Source organism: Paenibacillus sp. FSL H8-0048, assembly GCF_038002825.1.
Classification (GTDB): domain Bacteria; phylum Bacillota; class Bacilli; order Paenibacillales; family Paenibacillaceae; genus Paenibacillus_AQ.
The window spans coordinates 2,562,891-2,589,804 of the sequence record NZ_JBBODF010000001.1 but is presented as its reverse complement, the minus strand read 5'-3'; the positions used below and the strand labels follow the sequence as shown (position 1 = coordinate 2,589,804).

General features: G+C 54.4%; 21 protein-coding genes. 18 read left to right on the top strand and 3 right to left on the bottom strand.

Going from position 1 to position 26,914, the window contains the following annotated elements; genetic code table 11:
* Positions 1–109 precede the first annotated feature (109 nt).
* Positions 110–1,480, top strand: coding sequence for a polysaccharide deacetylase family protein (locus tag NSU18_RS11105; protein ID WP_341019767.1), 1,371 nt, complete (start codon positions 110–112; stop codon positions 1,478–1,480).
* 173 nt (positions 1,481–1,653) lie between these two features.
* On the opposite strand, the gene ilvD is transcribed toward NSU18_RS11105, so the two are convergent.
* Positions 1,654–3,339, bottom strand: coding sequence for a dihydroxy-acid dehydratase (ilvD, locus tag NSU18_RS11100; protein WP_341149017.1), 1,686 nt, complete (start codon positions 3,337–3,339; stop codon positions 1,654–1,656).
* A 260-nt stretch (positions 3,340–3,599) separates the two neighbouring features.
* Positions 3,600–4,640, bottom strand: a complete 1,041-nt coding sequence (locus tag NSU18_RS11095; RefSeq protein ID WP_341149016.1) for an acyltransferase family protein — start codon at positions 4,638–4,640, stop codon at positions 3,600–3,602.
* Positions 4,641–4,853: 213 nt separating this feature from the next.
* Between NSU18_RS11095 and NSU18_RS11090 the strand changes: the two genes are divergently transcribed.
* The 4 genes from NSU18_RS11090 (at position 4,854) to mgrA (ending at position 8,293) form a co-directional block, all read left to right on the top strand.
* The gene (locus NSU18_RS11090; protein ID WP_341019770.1) at positions 4,854–5,603 is read left to right on the top strand and encodes an alpha/beta hydrolase; all 750 of its coding nucleotides are present in this window, start codon (positions 4,854–4,856) and stop codon (positions 5,601–5,603) included.
* A 46-nt stretch (positions 5,604–5,649) separates the two neighbouring features.
* Complete coding sequence (locus NSU18_RS11085; RefSeq protein ID WP_341149015.1) at positions 5,650–6,420, top strand: HAD family hydrolase; 771 nt, start codon at positions 5,650–5,652, stop codon at positions 6,418–6,420.
* Positions 6,421–6,459: 39 nt separating this feature from the next.
* Positions 6,460–7,200, top strand: a complete 741-nt coding sequence (locus NSU18_RS11080) for an NAD-dependent protein deacylase (protein WP_341149014.1) — start codon at positions 6,460–6,462, stop codon at positions 7,198–7,200.
* A 94-nt stretch (positions 7,201–7,294) separates the two neighbouring features.
* A complete protein-coding gene (gene mgrA, locus NSU18_RS11075) occupies positions 7,295–8,293 on the top strand; it encodes an L-glyceraldehyde 3-phosphate reductase (protein WP_341019776.1) in 999 nt (332 codons plus the stop codon).
* 727 nt (positions 8,294–9,020) lie between these two features.
* Here mgrA and NSU18_RS11070 read toward each other — a convergent pair.
* Complete coding sequence (locus tag NSU18_RS11070) at positions 9,021–9,878, bottom strand: AraC family transcriptional regulator (protein WP_341149013.1); 858 nt, start codon at positions 9,876–9,878, stop codon at positions 9,021–9,023.
* A gap of 235 nt (positions 9,879–10,113) precedes the next feature.
* On the opposite strand from NSU18_RS11070, the gene NSU18_RS11065 reads away from it, so the two are divergent.
* The 13 genes from NSU18_RS11065 to NSU18_RS11005 all read left to right on the top strand — a co-directional run bounded on the left by NSU18_RS11065 (position 10,114) and on the right by NSU18_RS11005 (position 26,809).
* Positions 10,114–11,292: a galactokinase gene (locus NSU18_RS11065; RefSeq protein WP_036696660.1), complete on the top strand. Its 1,179-nt coding sequence runs from the start codon at positions 10,114–10,116 to the stop codon at positions 11,290–11,292.
* A gap of 1 nt (position 11,293) precedes the next feature.
* Entirely contained in the window at positions 11,294–12,280 is a 987-nt protein-coding gene (gene galE, locus NSU18_RS11060; RefSeq protein WP_341019779.1) for a UDP-glucose 4-epimerase GalE, read from the top strand.
* Between the two features lie 81 nt (positions 12,281–12,361).
* A complete protein-coding gene (locus NSU18_RS11055; protein ID WP_341019781.1) occupies positions 12,362–13,945 on the top strand; it encodes a UDP-glucose--hexose-1-phosphate uridylyltransferase in 1,584 nt (527 codons plus the stop codon).
* A gap of 164 nt (positions 13,946–14,109) precedes the next feature.
* The gene (locus NSU18_RS11050) at positions 14,110–15,273 is read left to right on the top strand and encodes an iron-containing alcohol dehydrogenase (RefSeq protein WP_341019782.1); all 1,164 of its coding nucleotides are present in this window, start codon (positions 14,110–14,112) and stop codon (positions 15,271–15,273) included.
* A gap of 178 nt (positions 15,274–15,451) precedes the next feature.
* Positions 15,452–15,988 carry a protease gene (locus NSU18_RS11045; RefSeq protein ID WP_341019783.1) on the top strand — a complete coding sequence of 179 codons (537 nt, stop codon included), beginning with the start codon at positions 15,452–15,454 and terminating at the stop codon, positions 15,986–15,988.
* A complete protein-coding gene (locus NSU18_RS11040) occupies positions 15,988–17,571 on the top strand; it encodes a flotillin family protein (protein WP_341023169.1) in 1,584 nt (527 codons plus the stop codon). The genes NSU18_RS11045 and NSU18_RS11040 overlap by 1 nt, the downstream gene beginning before the upstream one ends.
* 111 nt (positions 17,572–17,682) lie before the next feature.
* Positions 17,683–18,390, top strand: a complete 708-nt coding sequence (locus NSU18_RS11035) for an ABC transporter ATP-binding protein (protein ID WP_341019784.1) — start codon at positions 17,683–17,685, stop codon at positions 18,388–18,390.
* The gene (locus NSU18_RS11030; RefSeq protein WP_341019785.1) at positions 18,383–20,002 is read left to right on the top strand and encodes a hypothetical protein; all 1,620 of its coding nucleotides are present in this window, start codon (positions 18,383–18,385) and stop codon (positions 20,000–20,002) included. The genes NSU18_RS11035 and NSU18_RS11030 overlap by 8 nt, the downstream gene beginning before the upstream one ends.
* A gap of 148 nt (positions 20,003–20,150) precedes the next feature.
* Entirely contained in the window at positions 20,151–21,026 is an 876-nt protein-coding gene (gene glcT, locus NSU18_RS11025; protein WP_341019788.1) for a glucose PTS transporter transcription antiterminator GlcT, read from the top strand.
* Between the two features lie 239 nt (positions 21,027–21,265).
* Positions 21,266–23,323, top strand: coding sequence for a glucose-specific PTS transporter subunit IIBC (gene ptsG, locus NSU18_RS11020; protein WP_341019789.1), 2,058 nt, complete (start codon positions 21,266–21,268; stop codon positions 23,321–23,323).
* 100 nt (positions 23,324–23,423) lie between these two features.
* A complete protein-coding gene (locus NSU18_RS11015) occupies positions 23,424–23,699 on the top strand; it encodes an HPr family phosphocarrier protein (RefSeq protein WP_036696683.1) in 276 nt (91 codons plus the stop codon).
* Positions 23,692–25,404 carry a phosphoenolpyruvate--protein phosphotransferase gene (gene ptsP / locus NSU18_RS11010; protein WP_341019790.1) on the top strand — a complete coding sequence of 571 codons (1,713 nt, stop codon included), beginning with the start codon at positions 23,692–23,694 and terminating at the stop codon, positions 25,402–25,404. Before NSU18_RS11015 ends, ptsP begins: the two co-directional genes overlap by 8 nt.
* 160 nt (positions 25,405–25,564) lie before the next feature.
* On the top strand, positions 25,565–26,809 hold the full coding sequence (locus tag NSU18_RS11005) for an MFS transporter (RefSeq protein ID WP_341149012.1): 1,245 nt from the start codon (positions 25,565–25,567) through the stop codon (positions 26,807–26,809).
* The last annotated feature ends 105 nt before the right edge of the window (positions 26,810–26,914 follow it).

Here is a 26,914-nt window from a genome sequence, read left to right as displayed (position 1 = left end):
TGTTTTTTAAAGCTGTCGCTTCTACTTACTCTACTTGGCCGTATGAAATCTATCTTCTATACAGACGTAAGGCGAGCCAAAGTCAACTCTGGAAAAGCGGTGATTGTACATGCAGACTTTGCTGCTCTGGCTATTTTACATCTCGACCTTTTATGCCTTTATACCCGGTATGATCAGCCGTTTATTTGGTTATCGTGTGTTCCGCAGAGGGATTGGGCGTACGGATTACGGCCTGACCTTCGATGACGGGCCTGACCCGCATTATACACCGCTGCTGCTGGATCTGCTTAAACGCTACAATGCGAAGGCGACATTTTTTGTCGTTGGCTCACACGCGGAGCAGCATCCCGAGATCATCAAGCGTATGCACGATGAAGGGCATTTGATCGGTATTCATAATTATGTGCACAAGACGAACTGGCTGATGCGTCCCGCTACGGTGAGGAAGCAGATTGACAAGACGGACGAGATCATCTTCTCCATTACCGGCGAGCGCAGCACTTATTACCGTCCTCCCTGGGGAATCGTGAACCTGTTCGACTTCTCCAAGCGCCGTCAGGTGCAGATTGTACTGTGGTCGGCGATGTTCGGCGACTGGAAGGAGAAGCTTGGAGCGGAAAAGCTGACCGAGAAGCTCATTGCGAAGCTCGGTCCGGGTGAGGTGCTGCTGCTGCATGACTGCGGGACGACGATCGGCGCCGATCCGAATGCGCCGGAGCATATGCTGATTGCGCTGGAACGGATGCTCGCCGAAGCTGAGCGGCGCGGACTGCGCAGCGTCCGGATTGACGAGATGATCAAGGCGGTGCAGCGCTCCCCGATCACGCATTTATCCTTCGGCAAACGGCTGCTTGTCGGATTGTGGCTGGCGTGGGAGAAGCTGTTCCAGCTAATGTTCCAGCTTAAGACGATCACTCCGGCAGATCCGTTCCTGCATTACCGCCTGCGCAAGTATCAGGGCAATACGGTGCTGATGGACAACGGCGAGACCTTGAGCAAAGGCGACAAGGTCATTGAACTCCACATCGACAACAGGCAGCTGTTCGAGCTGGGGGTTCATTCCCGTTCTCCGGCTCAGCTGGCGATCCGCATGATCCGCCGGATGGAGAAGGATCTGCCGCTGCTCGCCGTGCATATTGCCGGTGATCTCGAGCTGGCCGAAGCGAAGGCGCTCTACGGCGTGAGTATGATCAACCGCGGGCCGGAGAAATTCGGTTTCATGGTGGTGGACCTGCCCAGCGGTCTGTTCGCCCGCTCGACCAAATTCTATCTAAGTGTTCTGCTTAGGGTCATCCATCCCTCAGGCGGGGCAAGGCTCAAGGTACGCAGTGAGGTACTGGTGCCCAAGATGATGCTGATGCCGGTATCGCAGCTGCTCAACCAGATGAACCAGCGGCGTCCGCAGAAGCCGGTGGAGCGGGTACACGAAGAGGAACTGACGCTTGAAGCTGAGCTGCCCGGAGCAACGGTGGTTCATTGAAGACGAAGCAGTGTTCACAGCACTTATATTATTGATCCTCCGCTGGCCTATCAGGCCGGCGTTTTTTTGTTCCTGCACAATATGCAACAAAAAAGAGCAGCCCCGGCCGCATATGCGGTTGGAACTGCTCTTATCCTCATTACATTTGCTCAGGCTCAGGCTGTCGCTGACGATTAGATCTTCAGCACGCCGCCCTTGCTTGCATTGGTAACCAGCTTGGAGTAACGGGCCAGATAACCCGTCTTCACCTTCGGCTCGAATTCTTTCCAGCCCTGACGGCGGACCGCCAGCACTTCCTCGTCAACCAGCAGCTCGATCTTGCGGTTATTGAGGTCCAGCTCGATGATATCGCCATTCTCTACAAAAGCGATCGGGCCGCCCTCTGCCGCTTCCGGCGAGATGTGGCCGATGCTGATCCCGCGGGACGCACCGGAGAAGCGTCCGTCCGTGATCAGGCCGACCTTGGCACCCAGACCCATGCCGACGATCTGCGAAGTCGGAGCCAGCATTTCCGGCATGCCCGGTCCGCCCTTCGGACCTTCATAACGGATAACGACTACATGGCCTTCTTTGACCTTGCCGTTAGCGATACCTTCCAGTGCTTCCTCCTGGGAGTCGAAGCAGATGGCAGGTCCTTTGTGATAGCCGCCAACGGAAGCATCCACGGCACCCACCTTGATGATGGAGCCTTCAGGCGCCAGGTTGCCGTAGAGTACGGCCAGTCCGCCAACTTGGGAATAGGGGTTATCGATGGTATGAATAACGGAAGTATCCTGGATCTCATGCCCGGTTACATTCTCGGCCAGTGTCTTGCCGGTAACCGTCATGCAATCACCGAAGATGGCGCCCGGCTTCTTCAGCAATTCGTTCAGCACGGCGCTGACGCCGCCCGCCCGGTCCACATCTTCGATGAAGATATCGGAGGCCGGAGCCAGCTTGGCCAGGTAAGGAACCCGGTTAGCTACTTCGTTGATGCGTTCCAGCGGATAGTCGATTTCGGCTTCTTGAGCCAGTGCCAGCGTATGCAGTACAGTATTGGTCGATCCGCCCATCGCCATATCCAGCGCGAAGGCATTGTCCAGCGATTCCTGGGTTACGATATCACGCGGCTTCAGGTCCAGCTTGATCAGCTCCATAAGCTGGGTTGCCGACTTGCGGACGAAGTCTCTGCGTTCTTCGGCTACGGCCAGGATCGTACCGTTGCCTGGAAGCGCAAGGCCCATAGCTTCGGCCAGACAGTTCATGGAGTTCGCGGTAAACATACCGGAGCATGATCCGCAGGTAGGACAGCCGTATTGTTCGAGTTCGAGCAGCTCAGCATCGTTGATCTTGCCGACCTGATGCGCACCGACGCCTTCGAATACAGAGGTCAGTGAGAGCTTCTTGCCTTTGCTGTCAACGCCGGCCTTCATCGGCCCGCCGCTGACGAAGATTGTCGGAATGTTGACGCGCAGCGCGCCCATCATCATGCCCGGGGTAATTTTATCACAGTTGGGAATGCACACCATACCGTCGAACCAGTGCGCGGATACTACCGTTTCCAGAGAGTCGGCAATGATCTCGCGGCTTGGCAGCGAATAACGCATACCGATATGACCCATGGCAATACCGTCATCTACGCCGATTGTATTGAATTCAAACGGAACCCCGCCGGCTTCACGGATGGCTTCCTTCACGATCTTGCCGAATTCCTGCAGATGTACATGACCCGGAACAATATCGATATAGGAATTGCAGACCGCGATGAACGGTTTGCCGAAATCCTCTTCTTTAACGCCTGCTGCCCGCAAAAGGCTGCGGTGAGGAGCGCGGTCGAAGCCTTTTTTGATCATATCTGATCGCATTTTCTTGTTTGCCATGATGACTTTTTCCCCCTAACAGTATTGGTGAAGCGAATATAGTGCCGCATTAACGCATTGCAATCCCGAAATATACGTACCCTGCGGTGATTGGTTACGAACGTTAATAGTGAGTCTATCACAAAAAGCCTGTTTTTTCTACCGGACAATGTGAAGTTTGTCGGCGGGTCACGCATGTAAAGTCTGGGCTAATATACAGAAAGAAGCCTATTCCGTAAAGGATAGACTTCAGCAAATTGATATAACGTGGCAGCTTCATTCTAAAGAGAGCGCCGGATGGCGGCACGCTGCAGGGAGATCATCCAGTCTACGGACGGCTCCACGAGCGGGTTCAGCAGACGTCTGACCGCAGGCTGGCCGAGCAGCACCGTACATCCCATTGCACCGGCGAGCAGAAGAGCTGCTCCGGCAGGATTGCCGATATGGGCATACAGGCCGGAAATCACCGCCGTGCGGACCACAAAGCCATGCAGCAGAAAAACATAGAGGGTCCGGCGTCCCAGACCGGTCATGCGGCTTAACCCGTAAGGCACGAGGCCCAGAAATGACAGGGAGGCGATGAATTGCAGGCCATAGACCGCCAGCCGGAACAGACCCGCATACCATTCATGAGCACCAAGCTGCATATAAGTCATACTGCCGTATAGCCAGCCCATGGGGAGATCACCTCCGAGCAGGCCGATAGCAAGGAGCAGCAGGAGCGAAGCGGCGGCGGCAATGCTTTTGACATAGCGCTGATACAGCTTCACGAAAGCTCCGAAGGAGAAATGGTACCCGATCACAAAAAAGGGCAAATAGACAAAGGTGCGGCTGAGGCTAAACCAGATCCCGTCCAGTTGCAGATAACCTACGGCCACTCCTGCCGTAACAGCGAAGGCCAGTTGGGCGCTGCGGGTCCAGCGGCTCATGCCCAGCATCAGCAGGCGCCAGCAGATGTGGCTGGCCAGGAACCAGAGCAGCAGATAAGGAGCGAAGAACGAATGCTGTATATTATTGACGTGAAACAGGGAGGCGTCAAGTAGGGAGTAGAGGCTCTGAAAAATCACATATTGCAAAGCAATCTGCAGCAGCACCTTGCGTCCAGGCGCTCCAAGTAAGCTTGAACGGGCAAAGTATCCGGTCACCAGCACAAACAGCGGCATATGAAAACTGAAGATCCACTGGTAAAGCGTGTGAAGTCCGCTCATTTCTTGAATCAGGGGTTCAATCGCATTGGCCACAAAGACAGTTACAATAAGCATGAAGCGCAGATTAAGAAAAAAGGTCTCTCCGCGCGCGTCAAGCGGGCTTTCCCGGGTCATGATGTAACCTCCAATGAAATTAGGGTTTGCGTAGGGGGCGATACTTTAATTTTAAAATACATGATTTCCTGACAATAAATTGTGAAATACATCACAATAGTAAGCGCTATCATTGGAAATGGCTGGGGCCAGATGTGGCGAAGTCTTGAAGGTTGTTTGAATTCACCGATTCCCTTATAATTTTCAGTATGCAGTAACCGGGAGTGAACACTAATGAAAAAGAATATAATCAGACGCCGTGTGCTTATAGGAGTGGTGTTGGTTCTACTGACGGCTGGGGTGTTTATATGGAGGTATCTGACCCCGTATAAGCCGGAGGCACAGGCTGAAACTGCTCTGATCTCTGCCGGAGGAGTCACTGTTGAACAGAATGACAATTGGATCTCGTTCGACCCCTCAGTGGTGCTCGGCACCGCCGTAATCTTCTATCCGGGCGCACTGGTCAAGGCGGAAGCATATGCGCCGCTGGCCCGTAAAGTCGCTGCTGCCGGTCACCCGTTCTACATTGCCAGAATGCCGCTTAATCTGGCTGTAATCAAAGGCGATGCCGCCGAAGAGATTATTCGCGTGCATCCGAAGCAGTCCTTCGTCCTGGGCGGACATTCACTCGGCGGCGTAATGGCTTCACGCTTTGCTGCCGGTCATGCCGGCCAGCTGGAAGGCGTTTTTTTTCTGGCCTCGTATCCCGATGAGAAAGGCAGTCTGAAGGACACCACGTTGTCCGTCTTGTCTGTGCTTGGCACGCAGGATGAAGTCGTAGACCAGAAGAGCTATAACAAAGGGCGTTCCTATCTGCCGGGCAATACCGTATATGTGTCGGTTGACGGTGGCAACCATGCCCAATTCGGCAGCTATGGCGTGCAAAAGGGTGACGGAACCGCTACGATTACCGAAGAAGAACAGCAGTCACGGACCGTCCGGGCGATGCTGGATTGGCTGGGGAATCTGCGCCAGAGCAAATGAACAACAAATACCTGAATGAATATATCGTATGCAGAGGAGCGCTGGAATGCCTGTATTGCACATCAATGAACTCTCCGTTCCCGTAAGCGGCATCCTCTTCGATAAGGACGGAACGCTGCTTGATCTTCTGGCCACCTGGGGCAGCTGGGCCGAACTGGTGCTTGAGGGGCTGGGCAGCCAGCTGACTCTGATTGGCAGCAGACCTGTAACGGGAGCCGATCTGGCCCCGGTGCTGGGGACGACGCATGATGCTTCCGGACGAATTACCGGTTATGATCCCGCAGGTCCGCTGTCCATGGCAACGGCTGAGGAATCCACCGGGATTCTAGCCTGGCAGCTCTATACGGCGGGTGTCCCCTGGAATGAAGCGGTGACGAGCGTGAATGCCATCTCCAAGGAGGCCATGAATGAGCTTCGCCGCCGCCGTACGGTTGTGCCCATGCCGGGATTATTGCCATTTCTGGAGCAGTGTGCCGCCGCTTCCCTGAAGCTTGGCGTTGTAACCTCAGACAATCTGTCCGCTACCCGTGAGCATCTGGAATGGCTTGGCATCTCAGAATACTTCGGGGCAGTGGTTACCCGCGACCGGGTAAAATACGGCAAGCCTGCACCGGAGATGGCCGAGAAGGCCTGCCGGGAGCTCGGGCTGCTGCCCGAAGAGGCGGTTATTATCGGTGACAGCAATGCGGATATGCAGCTGGGCCGGGGGGCGGGACTGCGGCTTGCGGTTGGAATCTCACCGGACAGAAGGGCAGACCATCTGCTGGATGCGGATATTGTGGTATCCGGTTATCCCGCGCTACGCTTAACGATCTGAATGCATGACGAATAGGTACAGAGAGGACAGGTGTAGATCATGGAACAATTACAGCTACTGGCTTCCTGGATTCAAAAAAGCAAAAATATCGTCTTTTTCGGCGGTGCCGGAACATCGACGGAGAGCGGTATCCCGGACTTCCGTTCGGCAGCAGGTCTGTACCAGACCCAGCACAACTCTCCTTACCCGCCTGAGGTGATGCTTAGCCGCAGCTTTTTTATGTCCTCGCCGGACATTTTTTTTGATTTCTACCGCAGCAAGATGATTCATCCCGAAGCGAAGCCGAACGGGGCCCACCGGCTGCTTGCGGAGCTGGAGGAGAGCGGCAGGCTGAAGGCGGTCATTACACAAAATATAGACGGCCTTCATCAGATTGCCGGCAGCCGCAGGGTTCTGGAGCTGCACGGCTCTATCCACCGTAATTACTGCATGGGCTGCCAGCGCTATTACGGCCTGGAGGAATGGCTGGAGCAGGAAGGCTCTGTGCCGCGCTGTGAGGACTGCGGGGGCATCATCAAGCCGGATGTGGTGCTCTATGAGGAAGCGCTCGATCAAGAAGTGCTGATTGAAGCCGTGGATGCCATTGCAGCGGCGGATCTGCTGCTCATCGGCGGTACCTCGCTTACCGTTCAGCCTGCTGCAAGCCTGGTCACTTACTTCAGGGGGCAGCATACTGTATTGCTTAACGGTGAGCCTACACCATATGACGATCAGGCAGATCTGATTATTACAGAGCGGATCGGAGAGGTGCTGGGCAGAGTGCAGAGACTGCTGGGCTAACGCCCAGTCTTTTTTTGCAGAACAAGATTACTTACGAAGCCGTGTGTTTAAAGAAGAATATTCACACAAGAGTTATGAGAGGCAGGGATATAACATGGTATATGTGGCTAGTGATGAACGGTATGAAGGCATGCGTTACAACCGCACCGGCAGGTCCGGCCTCAAGCTTCCGGCCATCTCACTGGGCTTGTGGCATAATTTCGGCGGCATCGATGCCTATGAGAACGGCCGTGCAATGATTACCCGCGCTTTTGATCTCGGCGTGACCCATTTCGACCTGGCGAATAACTACGGGCCTCCGGCCGGATCGGCGGAAGAGCTGTTCGGCAAGGTGCTTGCCCGGGATCTCGCGCCGTACCGTGACGAGCTGGTAATCTCGACCAAGGCGGGATATACGATGTGGCCCGGCCCATACGGCGACTGGGGTTCACGTAAATATATCCTGTCAAGTCTGGACCAGAGCCTGAAGCGGCTGGGGCTGGACTATGTGGATATCTTCTATTCCCACCGCCCGGACCCGGACACACCTATGGAAGAAACGATGGGAGCGCTGGATCATGCGGTACGTTCAGGTAAGGCACTGTATATCGGCTTGTCCAACTACTCGGCGGAGCAGACCCGGCAGGCGATTGCCATTCTGAAGGAGCTGGGCACCCCGCTGCTGATTCACCAGCCGAGGTATTCCATGCTGGACCGCTGGATTGAAGGCGGGCTTCAGGAGGTGCTGGAGGAGCATGGGGTGGGCAGTATTGCCTTCACTCCGCTGGCACAGGGTCTGCTGACGAATAAATATCTGAACGGCATCCCTGAAGACTCGCGGGCAGCCGGGCCTTCAGCTGCGCTGAATGAGAGCCGGATTACGCCGGAGGTGCTGCGCAGAATCCATGCGCTGAACCAGATGGCGGTAGCGCGCGGCCAGAGTCTGGCCCAGTTTGCCCTGCTCTGGACGCTGCGCGGCGGCCGGGTCACCTCGGCGCTGATCGGCGCCAGCCGGGTCAGCCAGATCGAGGAGAATATCGCCGCGCTGTCCCATAGCGACTTCACGCAGGAAGAGCTGGACCGGATCGAAACGATCCTTAAGACAGAGGAGTGAAGCGTAAGACGTTCAGCCATAACTAACAACGCAAGCAGCCCGCTTCCTGTTCTGGAGACGGGCTGTTGGTTTAGTAGAGCATCAGCTTTATATTAGTGAAAATCGCTTTGGTCAATCGCTTACGGTGGGTTTGCAGTGCCCCGATTACCGTGCCTGCTCGTCGGCGATAGGTTTAAATGTATTTTGTACAACTAAAACGTCTGTTTTACTTCTTCTTCTCACCCTAGTTGTATTTCGTACAATTAAAATCCCTGCTTTCCCTGGTTTCCGCCCTTTGGGGCAGATTTAGTTGTACAGACTACAATTAGAAGAAGAAGGACTTCCGTTTCACTATTTCTAGTTGCACAGAATACACTTATCTCTGTTTTTTCGCTACGAACGCAGCTTCATCCCTTACCGATATTGGGCTGATCCTTGATCCAGCACCCGTTACCGATTTCTGCTCTTACATTCAAGTAGTGGATTGTATTTCCTGCAATAGAAAACGCGTAGATGACCATAAAATGAGATTCTATTGTATTTCATACAGTAGAATGTTGTGTTTTGGGTGATAAAATGGCTTTTGTCAACATTCCATTGTACGGAATACAATAGATACTATTTCGAAGCCTTTTTTTCAGCATTCCATTGTACAAAATGCAGTTACTATCGTTCCAGCTTCTCGTTAAGGTCCGGTAATGGTCATATTCACCATATTAAATCTGATGTGCTGTACTAGTCAGTAGGGCTATTTCTCCCCAGGATTCGCTGTAGCCTGGCGGTAAGCGGTGGGAGATTGGCGGTAGAAGCGCTTAAACTGCCGGGAGAAATACAGGGCATCGGTCAGTCCGACTGATGCTGCTACCTGCTCCACGGACAGCTCGGGGCGTTCACGCAGCAGCTGGCGCGACTTCTCCACCCGCAGCTTGAGCAGGTAGGTGACCGGAGAGAGCCCCGTCTCCTGCTTGAAGATGCGGGAGAGATAAGCGCGGTTATACCCCAGACTGCCGCACATCTGTTCAATCGAGACCGGATGGGCATACTGAGAAGCCATGTAGTGAATCATCTGCTTCACCGTCCGCTTGATCTGTGATTCCGCACCCGGCAGCCGGGTGGAGGAGACCAGCAGCTCCGCTGCCTCCCCTGCGATGAGGTATAGATATCCCAGAGAGGTCAGGGCGGCGCTCTCCTTATTGGCATAGAAGGCGGACATCATCCCGGCAAGCGCTCCGGGAATTACGCTGCCGCCAGCGGTAGACAGCACCGGGGCGAGCGGCGTGAAGCCCGCCTGCTGCGCAAGCTGTCCGGCATCCCCGCCGGTGAAGGCAGCCCAGCGGTAGCGCCAGGGCTCCTGCTGATCCGAGATGTAGCTGACCAGCTGGCCCGGGTGGATCAGGAAGCAGTCTCCGGCTCCCAGCTCATACGTGTGCTGCTCTGTCCGGAAGACCCCGGAGCCTGATTCAATATAATGGAGCAGATAGTAATCGTAGATCTTGGGGCCCGCCTGATGCAGCGGGAGGGTCTGGCTCTCTCCCGCAAAGAGTACATGCAGCAGCTGCTCATCGTAATATACAGGATTTGATCCTACTGAATAGGTATGTTGCACGGCAAGCCGCCTTTCTGGAGCAGAACGCTTCCATAGCTAAGTGTATAGGGAGCGCCCGTTCACTTTTCTTCTTACCGAGTATAGTCTCTTCAGAGACGAAAGTCACATTTGTCCATATATTGCACACATGATTGCATTATCAGGGCAAGTCTGATTTTATTATAATGTAAGCATGAAGGACGCAAGCTATAATCCACAGTCCCAGCACAAGCAGCGAAAGGATGGAGTGTCAATAATGAGCATACAGGAACTGAACAGCACATTTATCAAAAAGTACGGGGAGAGCGGGGAAGCCGCGCGGGTATTCTACGCACCGGGCCGCGTGAATCTGATTGGAGAGCATCTGGATTACAACGGAGGTTATGTTTTCCCGGCAGCCCTGGACTTCGGAACCACCCTGATCGTGCGCCCGCGTACAGACGGCAAGGTTCAATTCGCATCCACGAATTTCCCTTATGAAGCTTCCATCGACTTCAGCGACATCGGCGCAGCCAAGACCGGCGAATGGGTGGACTATCCGGTCGGCGTAATGGTGGAGCTGGCTAAGAAGGGTCACCCGGTATCCGGGGGCTACGATCTTTTGTTCCATGGTGAGATTCCTAACGGCTCGGGCTTGTCCTCTTCCGCTTCGATCGAGGTAGTGACCGGCTTCGCCTTCCTGACGCTGCTTGGCGGTGACACCGATACGGTGGAGATCGCCCTGCTGTCCCAGCGCGCGGAGAACCAGTATGTCGGCGTGAACTCCGGGATCATGGACCAGTTCGCTGTGGCCAACGGCAAGCGCGACCAGGCCATCCTGCTCATGTGCGATACGCTGGAATACAGCCTCGTACCTTTCGTGACGGGCAGCTATAAGCTGGTCATCGGCAACACGAACAAGAAGCGCGGTCTGGTGGACTCGAAGTATAATGAGCGCCGCAGCCAATGTGAGGAGGCGCTCGCTATTCTGAAGCAGGAGGTTCCCTCCCTGTCCTATCTGGCTGAGGTGAAGCCTGAGCAGTTCGAGCTTCTGCAGGACAAAATTACGGATGAAACTGTAAAGCGCCGGGCCCGCCATGTAGTGGAGGAGAATCAGCGTGTGCTTGACTCGGTGGAGGTGCTGAAGAACAATGATCTGAAGCAGTTCGGCCTGTACATGAATGACTCCCATGTCTCCCTCCGCGACCTCTATGAAGTCAGCTGCGAGGAGCTGGACGTGATGGTGGAAGAAGCGCAGCGCATTCCGGGCACACTGGGCTCACGGATGACCGGCGCAGGATTCGGGGGATGTACAGTATCGCTGGTACATGAGGATGATGTGCAGCGGTTCATCACGGAAGTTGGAGAAGCCTACAAGAACAGAACCGGCCTGACCGGCGAATTCTATGTATGCGGTATCGGCAACGGCGTGGAAGAATTGAAAGGAGTGAAATAAGATGGCGATTCTGGTAACGGGCGGCGCAGGATACATCGGTTCACACACAGTAGCAGAGCTGCTGGACCGCGGGGAAGAGGTTGTGGTGATTGACAATCTGCTGACAGGGCACCGCGAGGCGCTGCTGGGCGGCAAGCTGTATGAGGGCGACCTGCGCGACAAGGCGCTGCTGGCGAAGCTGTTCTCCGAGAATGAGATCGAAGCGGTAATTCACTTCGCAGCCAGCTCCCTGGTGGGCGAGAGCATGAAGGACCCGGTTAAATACTACGACAACAATGTTTATGGAACGCAGTGTCTTCTCGAAGCCATGCAGCAGGCCGGTGTGGATAAAATCGTCTTCTCCTCCACAGCCGCCACCTACGGCGAACCGGAAAAGGTGCCTATCGAAGAGACCGACCGCACGGAGCCTGCGAATGTCTACGGCGAGACCAAGCTGACCATGGAACGCATGATGGCCTGGTTCGACAAAGTGCTCGGCATCAAATACGTAGCGCTACGCTACTTCAATGCAGCAGGCGCACACGCCAGCGGCAAAATCGGTGAAGACCACCGTCCGGAGAGCCACCTGATTCCGCTGGTGCTCCAGGCTGCACTGAAGCAGCGCGAGAATATCGCAGTGTTCGGGGAAGACTACCCGACAGAGGACGGAACCTGCGTACGCGACTACATCCATGTCAGCGATCTGGCGGATGCGCATGTCCGTGCAGTCACTTATCTGCGCAGCGGCAGTGCGAGCAACATCTTCAACCTTGGCAACGGCCTGGGCTTCTCTGTGAAGCAGGTGATTGAGACCGCGAAGAAGGTGACTGGCCTGGACATTCCAGTTGTGGTTCAGGAGCGCCGCGCGGGAGATCCGGCAGTGCTCGTCGCTTCTTCTGACAAAGCCCGGAAGGTTCTGGGCTGGGACCCGCAGCATGCTGACCTTGAAGACATCATTCAGAGCGCCTGGAGCTGGCACTCCGCTAATCCGCAAGGGTATGGGGAGTAAGCAGCGGAGCTGATTATTGCCGAAGCTGAAATACACAGAATGCCAGAGCGCCGCATAAGGCACCATAGAAGGAGAAATGAAATGCAGAACGATAATAGTATGGCTGCTGCCGCTGAAAAGGCGCTGTATGCCATTGAACAGCTGGTTCTGTTTGCCGGACACACGGGACTGATCCAGCCCGCAGATGTGGATTACAGCCGCAATGAACTCCTGGACCAGTTCGGCTTCAGTGAGCCGTATCCCGGTGAGTTCACTGAAGCTCCGCTGGACAGCCCGCAGAGTCCGCTGGACCAGCTGATTGATTACGGGTTCAGTCTCGGGCTGATCCCGGAGAATACGGATACGTACCGCGACCTGCTGGATGCGAAGATTATGGGCCTGCTCATGGCCCGTCCGTCCGAGGTGAATGCGGAGTTCGCCGCGCTCCGGGCGGAGCAGGGCATTCAGGCGGCAACGGACCGCTTTTATAAGCTGAGCATTGATTCCAACTATATCCGTATGGACCGGGTAGCGAAGAATGTGTATTGGCTCCAGGAGTCACCGTACGGGGATATTGAGATGACGATCAACCTCTCCAAGCCGGAGAAAAGTCCGAAGGAAATCGCCATGGCCCGGCTGCTTCCGCCTCCGGTCTATCCGAAGTGCCAGCTCTGCCGCGAGAATGTCGGCTATGCCGGCCGGGTCAATCACCCGCCGCGTCAGAACCTGCGCGTGATCCCGCTCTCGATGAACAGCGAGAAGTGGTTCTTCCAGTACTCGCCTTATGTCTACTATAACGAGCACTGCATCGTGTTCCACCACGATCATGTGCCGATGAAGCTGACGAAGGATACGCTGAAGCGTCTGCTTAGCTTCACGGAAGCCTTCCCGCATTATTTCATCGGCTCGAATGCCGACCTGCCGATTGTCGGCGGCTCCATTCTGACGCATGACCACTTCCAAGGCGGACGGCATACGTTCCCTATCCAGAAGGCACCCAAAGAGGATACCTTCACACATGCCTCATATCCCGGTGTCAGCTTAAGCACCGTGAAGTGGCCGATGTCCGTGCTGCGGATGCATGCAGAAGATCCGGCGGTGCTGCTGGAGGCAGGCAACCATATCTACGAGTCTTGGAAGACGTATAGCGATCCGGCTGCCGACGTGCTGGCGTTCAGTGAAGAGGAGGGCGAGAGTGTTCCGCATAACACTGTTACCCCTATCGTGCGCCGCGCAGAGGACGGCGGCTATGAGATGGATCTGGTGCTGCGCAACAACCGGACCAGCGAGGAATATCCCGAAGGGATTTTCCACCCGCACCGGGAGATGCACCATATCAAGAAGGAGAACATCGGCCTGATTGAGGTGATGGGCCTGGCGATTCTGCCGGGACGGCTCAAGGAAGAGCTTGACGCCATCGCCGGCATACTGGCGGGCGACACGGCGCTTCTCGGAGATGTCCAGAGCCAGGGCCAGGAGCATCCGCTGGCGCTGCACACTGCCTGGATTACCGAACTGGTAAGCCGCTTCGGCACCTCCCTCAGCCGCGAAGCAGCGGTGAAGACCATCCAGAATGAGGTGGGTACGAAGTTCACTCACATTCTGGAGCATGCCGGAGTCTACAAACGCACGCCGGAAGGGCAGGCGGCCTTCCGCCGGTTCCTGAACAGCAGCGGCTTTAACTGAGACCGAACTTAAGTAATGTTTGCAAAATGTACTGTCCCTGCCGGATCCGGCGGGGGCATTTTTCATTGGGAAATGATGATATGCGCCTCGATTTGAATGCGCCAGGCAGGAGGACTATAATAGACAGGTGCTTCACATTCACATACTCATGGAGGTTTACCCATATGCGCAAGTTTGAATTTTATAACCCTACCAAGCTTATTTTCGGACAGGGGACATTGCAGGCACTCCGTACCGAGGTGCCGAAATACGGTAAGAACGTACTGCTGATGTACGGCGGCGGAAGTATTAAACGCAGCGGCCTGTACGATAACGTCATTGCCGAGCTGGCTGCGGTTGGTGCCGTAGTAACCGAGCTTGCGGGAGTGGAGCCGAATCCGCGTCTCTCAACGGTACATAAGGGTGTAGCGTTGTGCCGTGAGCATCACATTGACCTGATTCTTGCCGTCGGCGGCGGCAGCGTGCTGGATTGTGCCAAGGCTGTGGCGGTCGGAGCGAAATATGAAGGGGATATGTGGGACTTCGTAGAACGCAAGGCAGCTCCTCAAGGAGCGCTTCCGCTGGGAACCGTGCTGACGATGGCAGCTACCGGCTCGGAAATGAACAACGGCTCGGTGATCACCAACGAAGTGACCCAGGAGAAAATGGGCTGGGGCAGCATCCATGCCTATCCGGCCTTCTCGATCCTTGACCCGGAGAACACCTTCACCCTGCCGCGCGACCAGACGGTGTACGGTATGGTGGACATCATGTCCCATACGCTGGAGCATTATTTCCATACAGACAGCAATACGCCTTTGCAGGACGGCTTCCTGGAGAGTCTGCTTCGCACCGTGATTGAGACGGCTCCTAAGCTGATTGAGGATCTGAACAATTACGAGCTGCGCGAGACCATTATGTACTGCGGGACGATGGCGCTGAACGGAATGGTCAGCATGGGCTTTGCCGGTGACTGGGCTACGCACAACATTGAGCATGCCGTATCCGCTGTGTACGATATTCCCCACGGCGGTGGCCTGGCGATTCTCTTCCCGCAGTGGATGAGATATAACCTCAGCACGAATCCTGCCCGCTTCCGCCAGCTGGCAGTGAACGTGTTCGGTATCGACCCTTCAGGCAAGACCGATGAGCAGACCGGCCTCGAAGGCATTGAAGCGCTCCGCAGCTTCTGGGATTCCATTGGTGCTCCGAAGACGCTCGGTGATTACGATATCGACGACAGCGAAATTGGCAGTATGGCCGACAAGGCGGTCCGCTTCGGCCCGTTCGGCAACTTCCGCAAGCTGGAGCGTCAGGATGTTGTTGAAATTTATAAGATGGCTTTGTAAGTTAGCCTTCGATAGTACAGCCGCCTTCCATTTATGGGGGCGGCTTCTTTTATCTGTTAATTTTTCCGCTCCCGGCATACATTAATGAGAGCAATCTCCAACTTTGTGAAACCAAGGGCAGGTTTGTTGCGTTTAACCTAGTATGACAGTCCGGAAGTAATGACGGGAGGAGACTAACATGCAAACGCTGTATTTGGGCTGTTTGGTGCTGGGCATTCTTTTTGCTGTAGTCAGTGTAGTGGTAGGCGACCTGATTGGGAGTGCACTGGACGGGATTTTTGACATCGTATCCTTTGATTTCCTGAATCCTACCCTGTTGGCAGGAGGAATCACTGTATTTGGCGGAGCAGGCATGCTGCTTAATCGCTACAGCGGACTGGAAGATGGTGTGATTCTTGCCTTGTCCCTGCTGGTTGCGGCATTCATGGGCGTTGTTATGCATTTGGTTGTCGTGAAGCCCATGAGGAACAGCGAGATGTCGAACGGCTTCTCCATGAGTGAACTGCCGGGGAGAATCGGTGAGGTTACCGTCCCGGTCCCCGGCGTAGGCTACGGTGAGATTATGGTGAAGTTCGGTGCAGGCAACAGCCTGCATACGGCGGCCAGCTTCGAGCAGCGTGCACTGCCGGCTGGAATCAAGGTTGTTGTAGTTGAGGTACGTGAAGGTGTAGCGCTTGTGTCTGAATTCGAAGAGAGAAAAGGAGTGGACTTATGATGCTAGAAAATATTCCAGAATCCCTATTTATACCTGCGATAGTAATCGCTGTACTGCTTGTCCTCGGACTCGCCTTCTGGGCCCGTTACAAGACGGTTGGCCCGGATGAAGGCATGATCGTCACCGGTTCCTTCTTAGGCAACAATCATATATCGGATGACGGCTCCGGCCGCAAAATCAAAATCGTCCGCGGCGGCGGTGCGTTCATTCTCCCCGTCTTCCAGAAGGCGGAGTTCATGTCCCTGCTCTCCCATAAGCTCGATGTGACCACCCCGGAGGTCTATACGGAGCAAGGCGTGCCGGTCATTGCCGACGGGGTCGCCATCATCAAGGTAGGCAGCTCTACGGAAGATGTGGCAACGGCCGCCGAGCAGTTCATGGGCAAGCCGATTGAATCCCTGAAGAGTGAAGCGCAGGAAGTGCTGGAAGGACATCTGCGGGCGATCCTCGGTACGATGACCGTAGAAGAGGTCTACCGTAACCGCGACCGTTTCGCCCAGGAGGTTCAGGGCGTGGCTGCCCGTGACCTTAAGAAGATGGGACTCCAGATTGTCTCGTTCACCATCAAGGATGTACGCGATAAGCACGGATACCTGGAAGCGCTGGGTAAACCGCGGATTGCCGCAGTGAAGCGGGATGCGGAGATTGCCGAAGCGGAAGCTGTCCGCGATGCGCGGATTCAGAAGGCCAACGCCGAAGAACAGGGGCAGAAGGCAGAGCTGCTGCGTGATACCAACATTGCCGAAGCTTCGAAGGAGAACCAGCTCAAGGTCGCCGCGTTCAAGCGTGACCAGGATACTGCCAAGGCGGAAGCCGACCAGGCGTACCACATTCAGGAGGCGCGTGCCAAGCAGACTGTGGTGGAAGAGCAGATGAAGGTTGAGCTGGTCCGCAAGGAACGCGAAATCGATATCCAGGCTAAGGAAATTCAGGTACGAGAGAAGCAGTATGACGCCGAAGTGAAGAAGAAAGCGGAAGCAGACCGTTATGCAGTGGAGCAGGCGGCGGAAGCCGACAAGGCCAAGCGCATGCGTGAAGCAGACGCCCTGCAGTATAGCATCGAGAAGCAGGCACAGGCAACTTCCGAGCAGAAAAGGTTGGAAGGTCAGGCGGTTGCCGATGCTGAGCTGGCTAAGGGTAAAGCGGAAGCAGAGGTTATCCGCCTGCGGGGTCTTGCCGAAGCGGAAGCCAAACAGAAGCTGGCAGAAGCCTTCGAGAAATTCGGCGAAGCTGCCGTACTCGATATTATTGTCAAAATGCTGCCGGATCTGGCAGGACGGATCGCCGAGCCGCTGGCATCTATCGATAAGCTTACCGTTGTAGATACCGGTAACGGCGAAGGCGCCGCCCGGGTCAGCAATTATGTTACCCAACTGATGGCGACAGCCCCTGAGATGCTGAAGAGCGTCTCCGGCATTGACGTCGAGTCCCTGATCAAAGGATTGACTTCGGGCAAGTCGGGACAGAAGGATGCTGTCAGACACACAGCAGCACCCCTCTCCACTGTGGTAACCAGACCGGCCCCGTCTGCGCCGGTTACTCCCGCGCAACCGGCGGAACCTTCAGAACACCCTGAAGGATAAGAGCAAGTCACCAAGGTATGGCAGGCAGCAGTAACCGCCGGCCATACCTTTTTTATAATGAGCTGCGCAGCAGAGATTCCTTATCTTTGGCGCTGAAACGGAGGCACAGGCATGGAGCTTATACTGGATAATATACGCAAGAGCTTTGACGGCAGGGAGGTGCTGAAGGGGATCGACTTTACCTTTGAGCAGGGCAAAATATACGGCTTGCTAGGCCGCAACGGCGCGGGAAAGACCTCGTTGTTCAACTGCCTGAGCGGGGAGATCCAAATGGATAGCGGAGGGGCTTTTCTGCGCAGAAATGAGGTGAGTCTTCCGCTGCTTGAGGAGGAGATCGGCTACGTATTCTCCTTGCCGATTCTGCCTGACTTCCTGACCGGTTATGAGTTTGTGAAGTTCTACATGGACATCAATAAGGGGAAGATACAAGCGGAGCGGACCATCGAGGAGTATTTCGATATCATCCGTTTCGAGGAGGCGGACAGGCACCGTCTGATCAAGGGCTACTCCCACGGGATGAAGAACAAAATTCAGATGCTGTGCTTTATCATTTCCCGCCCCCCGCTGATCCTGCTCGATGAGCCTTTAACCTCGTTCGACGTGGTAGTGGCGCTGGAGATTAAGAAGCTGCTGCGGGAGATGAAGCGGGATCATATCATTATTTTCTCCACGCATATTCTGCAGCTGGCGGCCGATCTCTGCGATGAGCTGGTGATTCTGAATAACGGCACGCTGCGCGAGATTCCGGCGGAGACCCTGCACAGTCCGGAATTTGAAGAGCAGATTATTGCGCTGTTGAAGGATGAGGATCATGATTAGGACGCTGAAGGCGATTCTGGAAGTGCGTGGGATGTCGGGCGCCAACCGGCTGATGTTCTATATCCGTAAGCTCCCGGTGCTGGGCAAGCTGATCCCGGCCACGGTCTATTCGGAGACCACGCTGAAGCGGACCCTATCTGTTATCGTGCATATTTTGAAGGTCCTTATGGCCTTTGTGACGAAGTTCGCTTATCTGGGCATAATGATCTTTCTTCCGGTGAAGCTGATAGGACAAGATATATCCTTAACCCTGCCAGTGCAATACCAGCTCTATTTGCAGATGCTGTTGTGTATTAGCTTCTTCACCGCCGGGGTTTCCAGCGCGGTTATTCTGGAGCCGAAGCGGGATAAATACATATTCGTGAAGCTGATGAGGCTGCCGGCTGAGCGATATATGCGGACCACACTTACGCTGCGCGGGATCAGCTTTCTGGTTACTTATATTCCGGCGATGCTGGTCTTCGGGAGTCTTCTCGGTGCTCCGCTGTGGCATGGGGCGGTTCTTACACTGCTGCTGACGTTCTGGCGTACGGCTTGCGAGGCGCTGCATCTGCGGGTGTTTGACCGCTACGGCATTGTGATTGTCAAAAAAACAAGCTGGATCTGGACTGCCATCGGCGCTGGCTATCTGCTGGCCTATCTTCCGCTGCTCCCGGGGTTTGCGGTAGTAGAGAGCCGAATGCTGTTCAATCTGCCTGTGGTACTAAGCGTATTGGTGCTGGGGACCTTAAGCGCGGTCTATATCGCCCGTTATAAGGACTATACGAATGCCGTCGATGCCGTCACCAAAATCGATGATCCGCTGCTCGACATGGGCCGGATGATGAAAGAAGCAAGGGTGAAGGATGTGGCTACCCAAGATCAACACTACTCGGCAGAACAACTGAATCATGGCCAGTTCGAGGGGAAAAGCGGGTACGCCTACCTGAATGCAATCTTTTTCTCGCGTCACCGGCGGCTGATCACCAGTCCGATAGTGCGCAGGCTGGTGATCATTGGCTCGCTCTTTGTAGCAGCGTTGCTGACGATGCTGTTGTCCCAGAACGCTTTTACCAAGCTGACTCATTATCTGATCACCGCATTGCCGACCTTCCTGATCATCATGAACTATACCTCCATTGGCGAACGCCTCTGCAAGGCGATGTTCTACAACTGTGATCTCAGCCTGCTGCGCTACGGATTCTACCGTGAACAATCGGCGATTCTAAGCAACTTCCGCATCCGGCTGCTGCGTATCAGTATGCTTAATCTGATCCCGGCTGCCGCGATCTGCCTGGCGGTGAACCTGCTGCTGCTGCTGTCAACGGAGAGCTGGGGCGCGGGGGATGCTGTACTCTTTTGCGTGACGATTGTGGCGCTGTCCCTGTTCTTCTCGGTGCATCATCTGTTCATGTACTATATCTTTCAGCCCTATAGCACAGAGCTCAATGTGAAAAATCCGTTCTTCACGATTGTGAATAGTGTGGTGCTCGGGGTAGGATTCATCGCGATGCAGTTCAAGAGTGAGCCTGGTATGTTTGCCGTGATCGTAGCGCTCTCCGCTGTGGTGTATATGCTGGCTGCGCTGATTATGGTATACAGGTTCTCAGGCCGGACGTTTCGGGTCAAATGAAGAGAGACTGCGGGCGGCTTGCGGCACACTTCTAATTTGAGATTCTTGATGTTATGATAGGAGCTTAAGGCAACGAATCACACACGAGTGAACCATGTATCGTGCTGCTGGAATAGATCAGGATTCAGAAGTAAAAGAGGTGTCGCAAGTGAGCAGCATTACCGTGGGCAAGGTGCTTAATAATAACGTGATCATTGCCGAGCATCCCCAGTATGCCGAGGTTGTGGTGATCGGCAAGGGGATCGGCTTCAACCGCAAAACGCGGGACCGGATCAACCTGTCCTCCGTAGAGAAAATGTTTATCCTGCGAAGCCAGGAGGAGCAGGAGCAATACAAGCAGCTGGTACCGCAGGTAGACGAGAAGCTGATTGAGGTGGTCCAGGAGATTGTGCTGCATATTATGCAGAGCAGCCGCCAGACGCTGAATGAGCATATCCATATTGCTCTTACCGACCATATTTCCTTCGCGATCCGCAGAAGCGAGCAGCATATGGCTATTCATAATCCGTTTCTGTACGAGACCCGGGAGATTTATCCGGACGAATACAGTCTGGCGGAATATGCGGTGGAGCGGATCAATGAGGCGATGAAGGTGACGCTGCCGCCGGATGAGATCGGCTTCGTGGCTCTGCATATTGTCAGTGCGCTTAGCAACCGCCATATCTCCGAGGTGAAGCAGCATTCCCAGCTGATCGGGGATATGGTGGGGCTGGTGGAGGATAACCTGGAATACCGCATTCCGCGGGATTCGCTGGATTATTCAAGGCTGGTGACCCATTTGCGGTTCGTTCTGGAACGTCTGCGCCGGGGAGAGACTGTGCGCGAGACCTCGTCCCTGGATGGACTCATGAAGCGGGAGTACCCCGAGATGTACATGCTTGCCTGGAAGCTCACGAAGGTGATTGAGCAGCGGGTGCGCATTCCGGTATATCCGGCCGAGGTCAGCTATCTGACGATTCATCTGCAGCGTATCGCCCAGAAGAAGGAAGATGAGGCTGAGCTGGAGCCGCCGGAGATCCTTTAGCGATTTTAGGGGTTGCAACTTCAAATCAATGATGCTACAATGATCCCTGTTATGAAACAGAAGCAGAATACAAACGTGTAACTGATACGATCAGGCATGAGTGATTTACAGTATTATGGTTGTCCAGCCCCATCTCGGGGTACTCTAACGTTAGCGTTAGCCGGGCAATCTGCGTACTGTATTGCTCATGCCTTTTTTGGCTTCTGTTGACAGAAACTAAGGATTAGGAAGTGACCCGAATGTTTAAAAAATTATTTGGCGTTCTGCAGAGAGTCGGTAAGGCGCTTATGCTGCCGGTTGCCATTCTGCCTGCGGCGGGCCTGCTGCTTGGAATCGGGAATATGCTGGTTAACCCGGACTTCCTGCAATATGTCCCTGCATTGGAGAACCATACTGTTCAGGCGATAGCCACCGTACTTATGAACTCCGGGCAAATCGTATTTGATAACCTCTCTCTGCTCTTTGCAGTCGGCGTAGCCATCGGGCTGGCCGGAGGAGAAGGTGTAGCCGGGCTTGCAGCGATTATCGGCTTCCTGGTAATGAACGTAACCATGGGTACGGTAGTAGGTGTTAATGCTTATGTGCTGACCTGGAAGGATTTCTCGTATTCCAGCGTGCTGGGGATACCTACCTTGCAGACTGGGGTGTTCGGTGGTATCCTGGTCGGGATACTGGCTGCGTCGATGTACAAAAGGTTCTTCCGTATAGAATTGCCGTCGTACTTAGGCTTCTTCGCGGGTAAACGGTTCGTACCGATTATGACGGCAGTGACCTCTCTGATCCTTGGTCTTGCGCTCACGATTGTGTGGCCGCCGATCCAGCACGGTCTGAACTATGTGTCACAGAGTATGATTAATACCAACCTGACGCTGTCGGCCTTTATCTTCGGGGTCATCGAGCGTTCTCTGATTCCGTTCGGCCTGCACCATATCTTCTATTCACCGTTCTGGTATGAATTCGGAAGCTATATTGACAAGGCAGGCGATCTGGTCCGCGGTGACCAGCGGATCTTCATGCAGCAGCTTCGTGACGGCGTAGAGTTCACAGCGGGTACATTTACAACCGGTAAATATCCGTTCATGATGTTCGGCCTTCCGGCAGCGGCTCTTGCAATCTACCATGAGTCGAAGCCTGAGAACAGACGGATTGTCGGAAGCTTGATGATCTCAGCTGCGCTGACCTCGTTCCTGACGGGGATCACCGAGCCGCTGGAATTCTCCTTCCTGTTCGTGGCTCCGCTGCTGTTCGCCGTCCATGCTGTATTCGCAGGACTCTCCTTCATGACCATGCATCTCTTGAATGTCAAAATCGGTATGACCTTCTCCGGCGGGTTCATCGACTATGTGCTGTTCGGCGTCATTCCGAACCGTACCGCCTGGTGGCTGGTTATCCCGGTAGGTCTGGTATTGGCCGTAATTTATTACTTCGGGTTCCGCTTCGTCATCCGTAAGTTCAACCTGAAGACGCCTGGCCGTGAGGATGCCTCCGAGGATGAGGATGAAGCAAGCCTGGAGAGTGTGTCCAAGACTGGCGACGATCTTCCGCGCAATATTCTGTCCGCCCTGGGCGGCAAAGAGAACATCACCCATCTGGATGCTTGCATCACGCGTCTGCGGGTTGAAGTGAAGGACAAAGCAGGCGTAGACAAGAACCGTCTGAAGAAGCTTGGTGCTTCTGGTGTTCTTGAAGTGGGTAACAACGTACAAGCGATCTTCGGCACACGTTCGGACACGATCAAGTCACAGATTCAGGATGTCATGAACGGAAGAACACCGGCTGCAGCCCCTGCGGCTCCGAAGCCGGAGCTTGAACAACAGGCCGGCGAGCAGGGTGATGCTATTATCCCTGAGGATATCGTATCCCCGGTAAACGGCGAGCTGATGGATATTACAGAGGTTCCCGATGCGGTCTTCTCCCAGAAAATGACCGGTGACGGCTTCGCCTTCCTCTCAGAGGACGGTAAGATTGCTTCGCCGGTATACGGCAAGGTATTCAACGTGTTCCCAAGTAAGCATGCCATTGGCATCATGTCAGACGGCGGCAAGGAAGTCCTTGTGCATATCGGGGTCAACACCGTTAAGCTTAAGGGCCAGGGCTTCACGGTTCTGGTGGAGGAAGGCGATCTGGTAGCTGCCGGACAGCCGATTATGGAAGTGGATCTGGAGTATGTGAAGGCGAATGCACCTTCTGTCATCTCTCCAGTTATTTTCTCCAACCTGCCGGAAGGCTCCTCCGTGACCTTGAAAAAGCCGGGCAGAGTTGTCATCGGCGACAAGGATATCATCACCATTCAGTAAAATGTGCAATGGCGAAGCGCTTCCATTATAATGAAGGGGAGCGCAAGCCTTCACTATAATTCACCATCCCAAATTAACAGAAAGCGAGTTGGATTATATTATGCAAACAACTTTCAGAATTATTGACGAAGACGGAATTCACGCACGCCCGGCAACAGCGCTGGTAAATACAGCTACAAAATTCAAAGGCACTGAAGCTTTTGCAGAAGCTAAAGGCAAAAAAGTTACCCTTAAATCCATCCTGGGCGTTCTGTCCCTGGGCCTTGAAGCAGGAGATACCCTGACCCTTATTACTGAAGGCAGTGAAGAAGCAGAAGCACTGAACGCGCTGCAGGAGGTTATGGTTAAAGAAGGGCTGGGAGAAGTTCATGAATAAGATTTCAGGAATCGCGGCTTCCGCAGGTATTGCAGTAGCCCGTGCCTTTATCCTGGAACACCCGGACTATACCATTACCAAAACAGCGGTCACAGATGTGGACGCTGAGCTTGCGAAGCTGCAGGATGCCCTGGACAAATCCAGAGGCGAACTTCAGACCATCAAAGAGCGTACCTTGGCTGAGCTTGGCGAGAAGAAGGCGGAGATTTTCGAATCCCATCTGCTGATCCTTGATGACCCTGAGCTCATTACCCCTGTAATGGACAAAATCCGTGAGGAATCGGTAAATGCGGACTACGCGCTGAATGAAGTAGCTAATCAATTCGTGGAAATGTTCCAGAACATGAAGAGCGCATACCTGCAGGAACGTGCAGCGGATATGCGTGACGTAACCAAACGTGTGCTGAACCACCTGCTTGGCATTCACTATGTGAGCCCGGCTGAGATTAGTGAAGAGGTTATCGTTATTGCCCTGGATCTGACCCCATCGGATACAGCACAGCTGAACCGCAACTTCGTCAAAGGCTTCACCACCAACATTGGCGGACGGACTTCCCATTCGGCCATTATGGCCCGTTCTCTGGAGATTCCGGCGGTTGTGGGAACGAAGAATGTGATGTCGCTGGTTAAAGCAGGCGATCTGGTCATCGTGGATGGTCTGAGCGGCGATGTGCTGATCAACCCTTCGGAAGCTGAGGTTGCCGAGTATAGAGCGAAGCAGGAAGCTTACGATCTTCAGATTGCTGAATGGAAAAAGCTCCGCGACGAGCCGACGGTATCTGCCGACGGCAAGCATGTAGAGCTGGCAGCCAACATCGGGACTCCGAATGATGTGACTGGCGTTATTGAGAACGGCGGCGAAGGTGTAGGTCTGTACCGCACTGAGTTCCTCTATATGGGCCGCGATAAGCTGCCTTCCGAAGAGATCCAGTATAATGCTTACAAGACCGTGCTTGAGAATATGCAAGGCAAGCCGGTTGTAGTGCGTACGCTGGATATCGGCGGAGATAAGGAGCTGCCTTATCTGGAGCTGCCGAAGGAAATGAACCCGTTCCTCGGCTACCGTGCGATCCGCCTCTGTCTCGACCGTCAGGATATCTTCCGCACCCAGCTGCGTGCCTTGCTCAGAGCAAGTGCCCACGGCGACCTGCGTATTATGTTCCCGATGATCGCTACACTTGGTGAATTCCGTGCAGCCCGTGATTTGTTGCTGGAAGAGAAGGCCAAGCTGCGTGAAGAAGGCAAAGAAGTATCGGACAGCATCCAGCTGGGCATCATGGTAGAGATTCCTTCAACGGCAGTTCTGGCGGATCAGTTCGCCAAGGAAGTGGATTTCTTCAGTATCGGAACCAACGACCTTATCCAATATACAATGGCTGCGGACCGTATGAATGAACAGGTATCCTACCTGTATCAGCCATACAACCCGGCGATTCTGCGGCTGGTCAAAATCGTCATCGATGCTGCACACGCCGAAGGCAAATGGACCGGGATGTGCGGAGAAATGGCGGGGGATGCCACGGCTATTCCTCTCCTGCTCGGTCTTGGGCTCGATGAATTCAGCATGAGTGCCACCTCCATTCTGCCGGCACGCAGCCAGATCTCGAAGCTGTCTGCGGCCGACATGAAGGAAATGGCTGCCCAGGCCCTGCAGCTCGGCACAGCCGAGGAAGTAGCAGCACTGGTGCAATCGCGCGTGAATTAATTCTTTACTCAAGCATTGGTTATAACTCCAACTACTTTCCGGCCCCCTTTACAGGGGGCCTTTTTTTCGTGATGTGATTTGAATTTCAGCAAATCTGGAACCGCCCGCCCGGGCGTTATTTTATATAATGAGTCCATTACTTTCGGAGGGTGGAACCATTTTGCAGAGATTCGGTGCTTCACAGATTTATTTGTTCCATGTGTTTATGTTGTCGCTTGCGGCCAGTACGATATTTACAACCTACAGTATTTATTATGTAGTTGACCTTAAGCTGAATCCGCTTCAGCTGGTGCTGATTGGAACGGTGCTGGAGATAACGGTGCTTGTGTTCGAGGGGATTACCGGAGTGGTCGCTGATACCTATAGCCGCAAGCTGTCCGTCATCATTGCTGTGTTCGTTGTGGGGAGTGCTTTTGTCCTGGAAGGGAGCATTGTCTGGATCATGCACCCGGCTTCTCTGTTGCCTGCCTTCGGCTGGCTGCTGATCTCCCAGATGCTGTACGGGATCGGCTGGACCTTCCTGAGCGGAGCGGATACCGCATGGATCGTGGACGAGCTTGGTGAAGAGCAGACGGGAAGAATCTTCATGCGCTCCAAAATATTCGGCTTAAGCGCTTCCCTGCTGGGCATTGCGGTCAGCGTAGGATTATCCCATGTTGCGTCTAATCTTCCTTTTCTGGCGGGTGGAGTCATCTATTTCGTCCTGGGGTTCATCTTGATCCGGTACATGAAGGAGACGGGGTTCGTACGCCGGAAGCGTGAGCCGCACTCCTCCGCTATCCGTGAGATGGGCAAGACCTGGGTCAGCGGCGCCTCTATCCTGAGGCATCATCCGCTGCTCCTGCTGCTGACGGTTGTAACTTTATTTAGCGGTGCTGCGTCTGAAGGATATGACCGTCTGTGGCCAGTCTTTCTTATGAACGAGGTCGGGTTCCCGGAGACTGGTATCTCAATGGCGGCTTGCTTTGGGCTGATCAGTGCGGCGACTACTCTGCTGGGTGTGCTGGCTGTGTACATAGCCGGGAAAGTCATTGATTTGCAAAAGGAACGTCAAGTAGCGGCCGCGTTGTTCCTTCTGACATCCGTCCGTGCCGGCTGCATTATCATGGTGGCACTTGCGCCTAATTTCTACTGGGCTATCGGGGCAGTACTGCTCCTGGGGGTGGTCGGTTCGGTCAGCGACCCGATCTATACCACCTGGCTGAACACGAAGCTGCCATCCCGGAACCGGGCTACGCTCTTGTCGATGATCAGCCAGTCCGATGCCCTGGGCCAGAGCGCAGGCGGTCCGGTTGTAGGGTATATCGGCAGCCGGATCTCTATCAGAGCTTCGCTGCTGTCGGCGGGCTTCCTGCTGGTACCTGTCATTGCGTTATACGGCAGGGTGCTGCGGAAGCGGTCCTGATGTTTTGGATTATTTTACAATTGTCAAGGAGCCGCTGGACAAGTATACTTTCGGTTAACTAGCACCTATAATTTAAATAGCTTAAATCCCCGGCTATCCATGCCG

Bases quoted from the DNA above. Each gene is read 5' to 3' on its own strand.
- NSU18_RS11095 (WP_341149016.1), bottom strand. From the start codon at position 4,640: ATGACCCGGGAAAGCCCGCTTGACGCGCGCGGAGAGACCTTTTTTCTT.
- NSU18_RS11090 (WP_341019770.1), top strand. From the start codon at position 4,854: ATGAAAAAGAATATAATCAGACGCCGTGTGCTTATAGGAGTGGTGTTG.
- ilvD (WP_341149017.1), bottom strand. From the start codon at position 3,339: ATGGCAAACAAGAAAATGCGATCAGATATGATCAAAAAAGGCTTCGAC.
- NSU18_RS11015 (WP_036696683.1), top strand. From the start codon at position 23,424: ATGCAAACAACTTTCAGAATTATTGACGAAGACGGAATTCACGCACGC.
- NSU18_RS11065 (WP_036696660.1), top strand. From the start codon at position 10,114: ATGAGCATACAGGAACTGAACAGCACATTTATCAAAAAGTACGGGGAG.
- mgrA (WP_341019776.1), top strand. From the start codon at position 7,295: ATGGTATATGTGGCTAGTGATGAACGGTATGAAGGCATGCGTTACAAC.
- NSU18_RS11050 (WP_341019782.1), top strand. From the start codon at position 14,110: ATGCGCAAGTTTGAATTTTATAACCCTACCAAGCTTATTTTCGGACAG.
- NSU18_RS11080 (WP_341149014.1), top strand. From the start codon at position 6,460: ATGGAACAATTACAGCTACTGGCTTCCTGGATTCAAAAAAGCAAAAAT.
- ptsG (WP_341019789.1), top strand. From the start codon at position 21,266: ATGTTTAAAAAATTATTTGGCGTTCTGCAGAGAGTCGGTAAGGCGCTT.
- NSU18_RS11040 (WP_341023169.1), top strand. From the start codon at position 15,988: ATGCTAGAAAATATTCCAGAATCCCTATTTATACCTGCGATAGTAATC.
- ptsP (WP_341019790.1), top strand. From the start codon at position 23,692: ATGAATAAGATTTCAGGAATCGCGGCTTCCGCAGGTATTGCAGTAGCC.
- NSU18_RS11055 (WP_341019781.1), top strand. From the start codon at position 12,362: ATGCAGAACGATAATAGTATGGCTGCTGCCGCTGAAAAGGCGCTGTAT.
- NSU18_RS11085 (WP_341149015.1), top strand. From the start codon at position 5,650: ATGCCTGTATTGCACATCAATGAACTCTCCGTTCCCGTAAGCGGCATC.
- NSU18_RS11105 (WP_341019767.1), top strand. From the start codon at position 110: ATGCAGACTTTGCTGCTCTGGCTATTTTACATCTCGACCTTTTATGCC.
- NSU18_RS11045 (WP_341019783.1), top strand. From the start codon at position 15,452: ATGCAAACGCTGTATTTGGGCTGTTTGGTGCTGGGCATTCTTTTTGCT.
- NSU18_RS11035 (WP_341019784.1), top strand. From the start codon at position 17,683: ATGGAGCTTATACTGGATAATATACGCAAGAGCTTTGACGGCAGGGAG.
- galE (WP_341019779.1), top strand. From the start codon at position 11,294: ATGGCGATTCTGGTAACGGGCGGCGCAGGATACATCGGTTCACACACA.
- NSU18_RS11030 (WP_341019785.1), top strand. From the start codon at position 18,383: ATGATTAGGACGCTGAAGGCGATTCTGGAAGTGCGTGGGATGTCGGGC.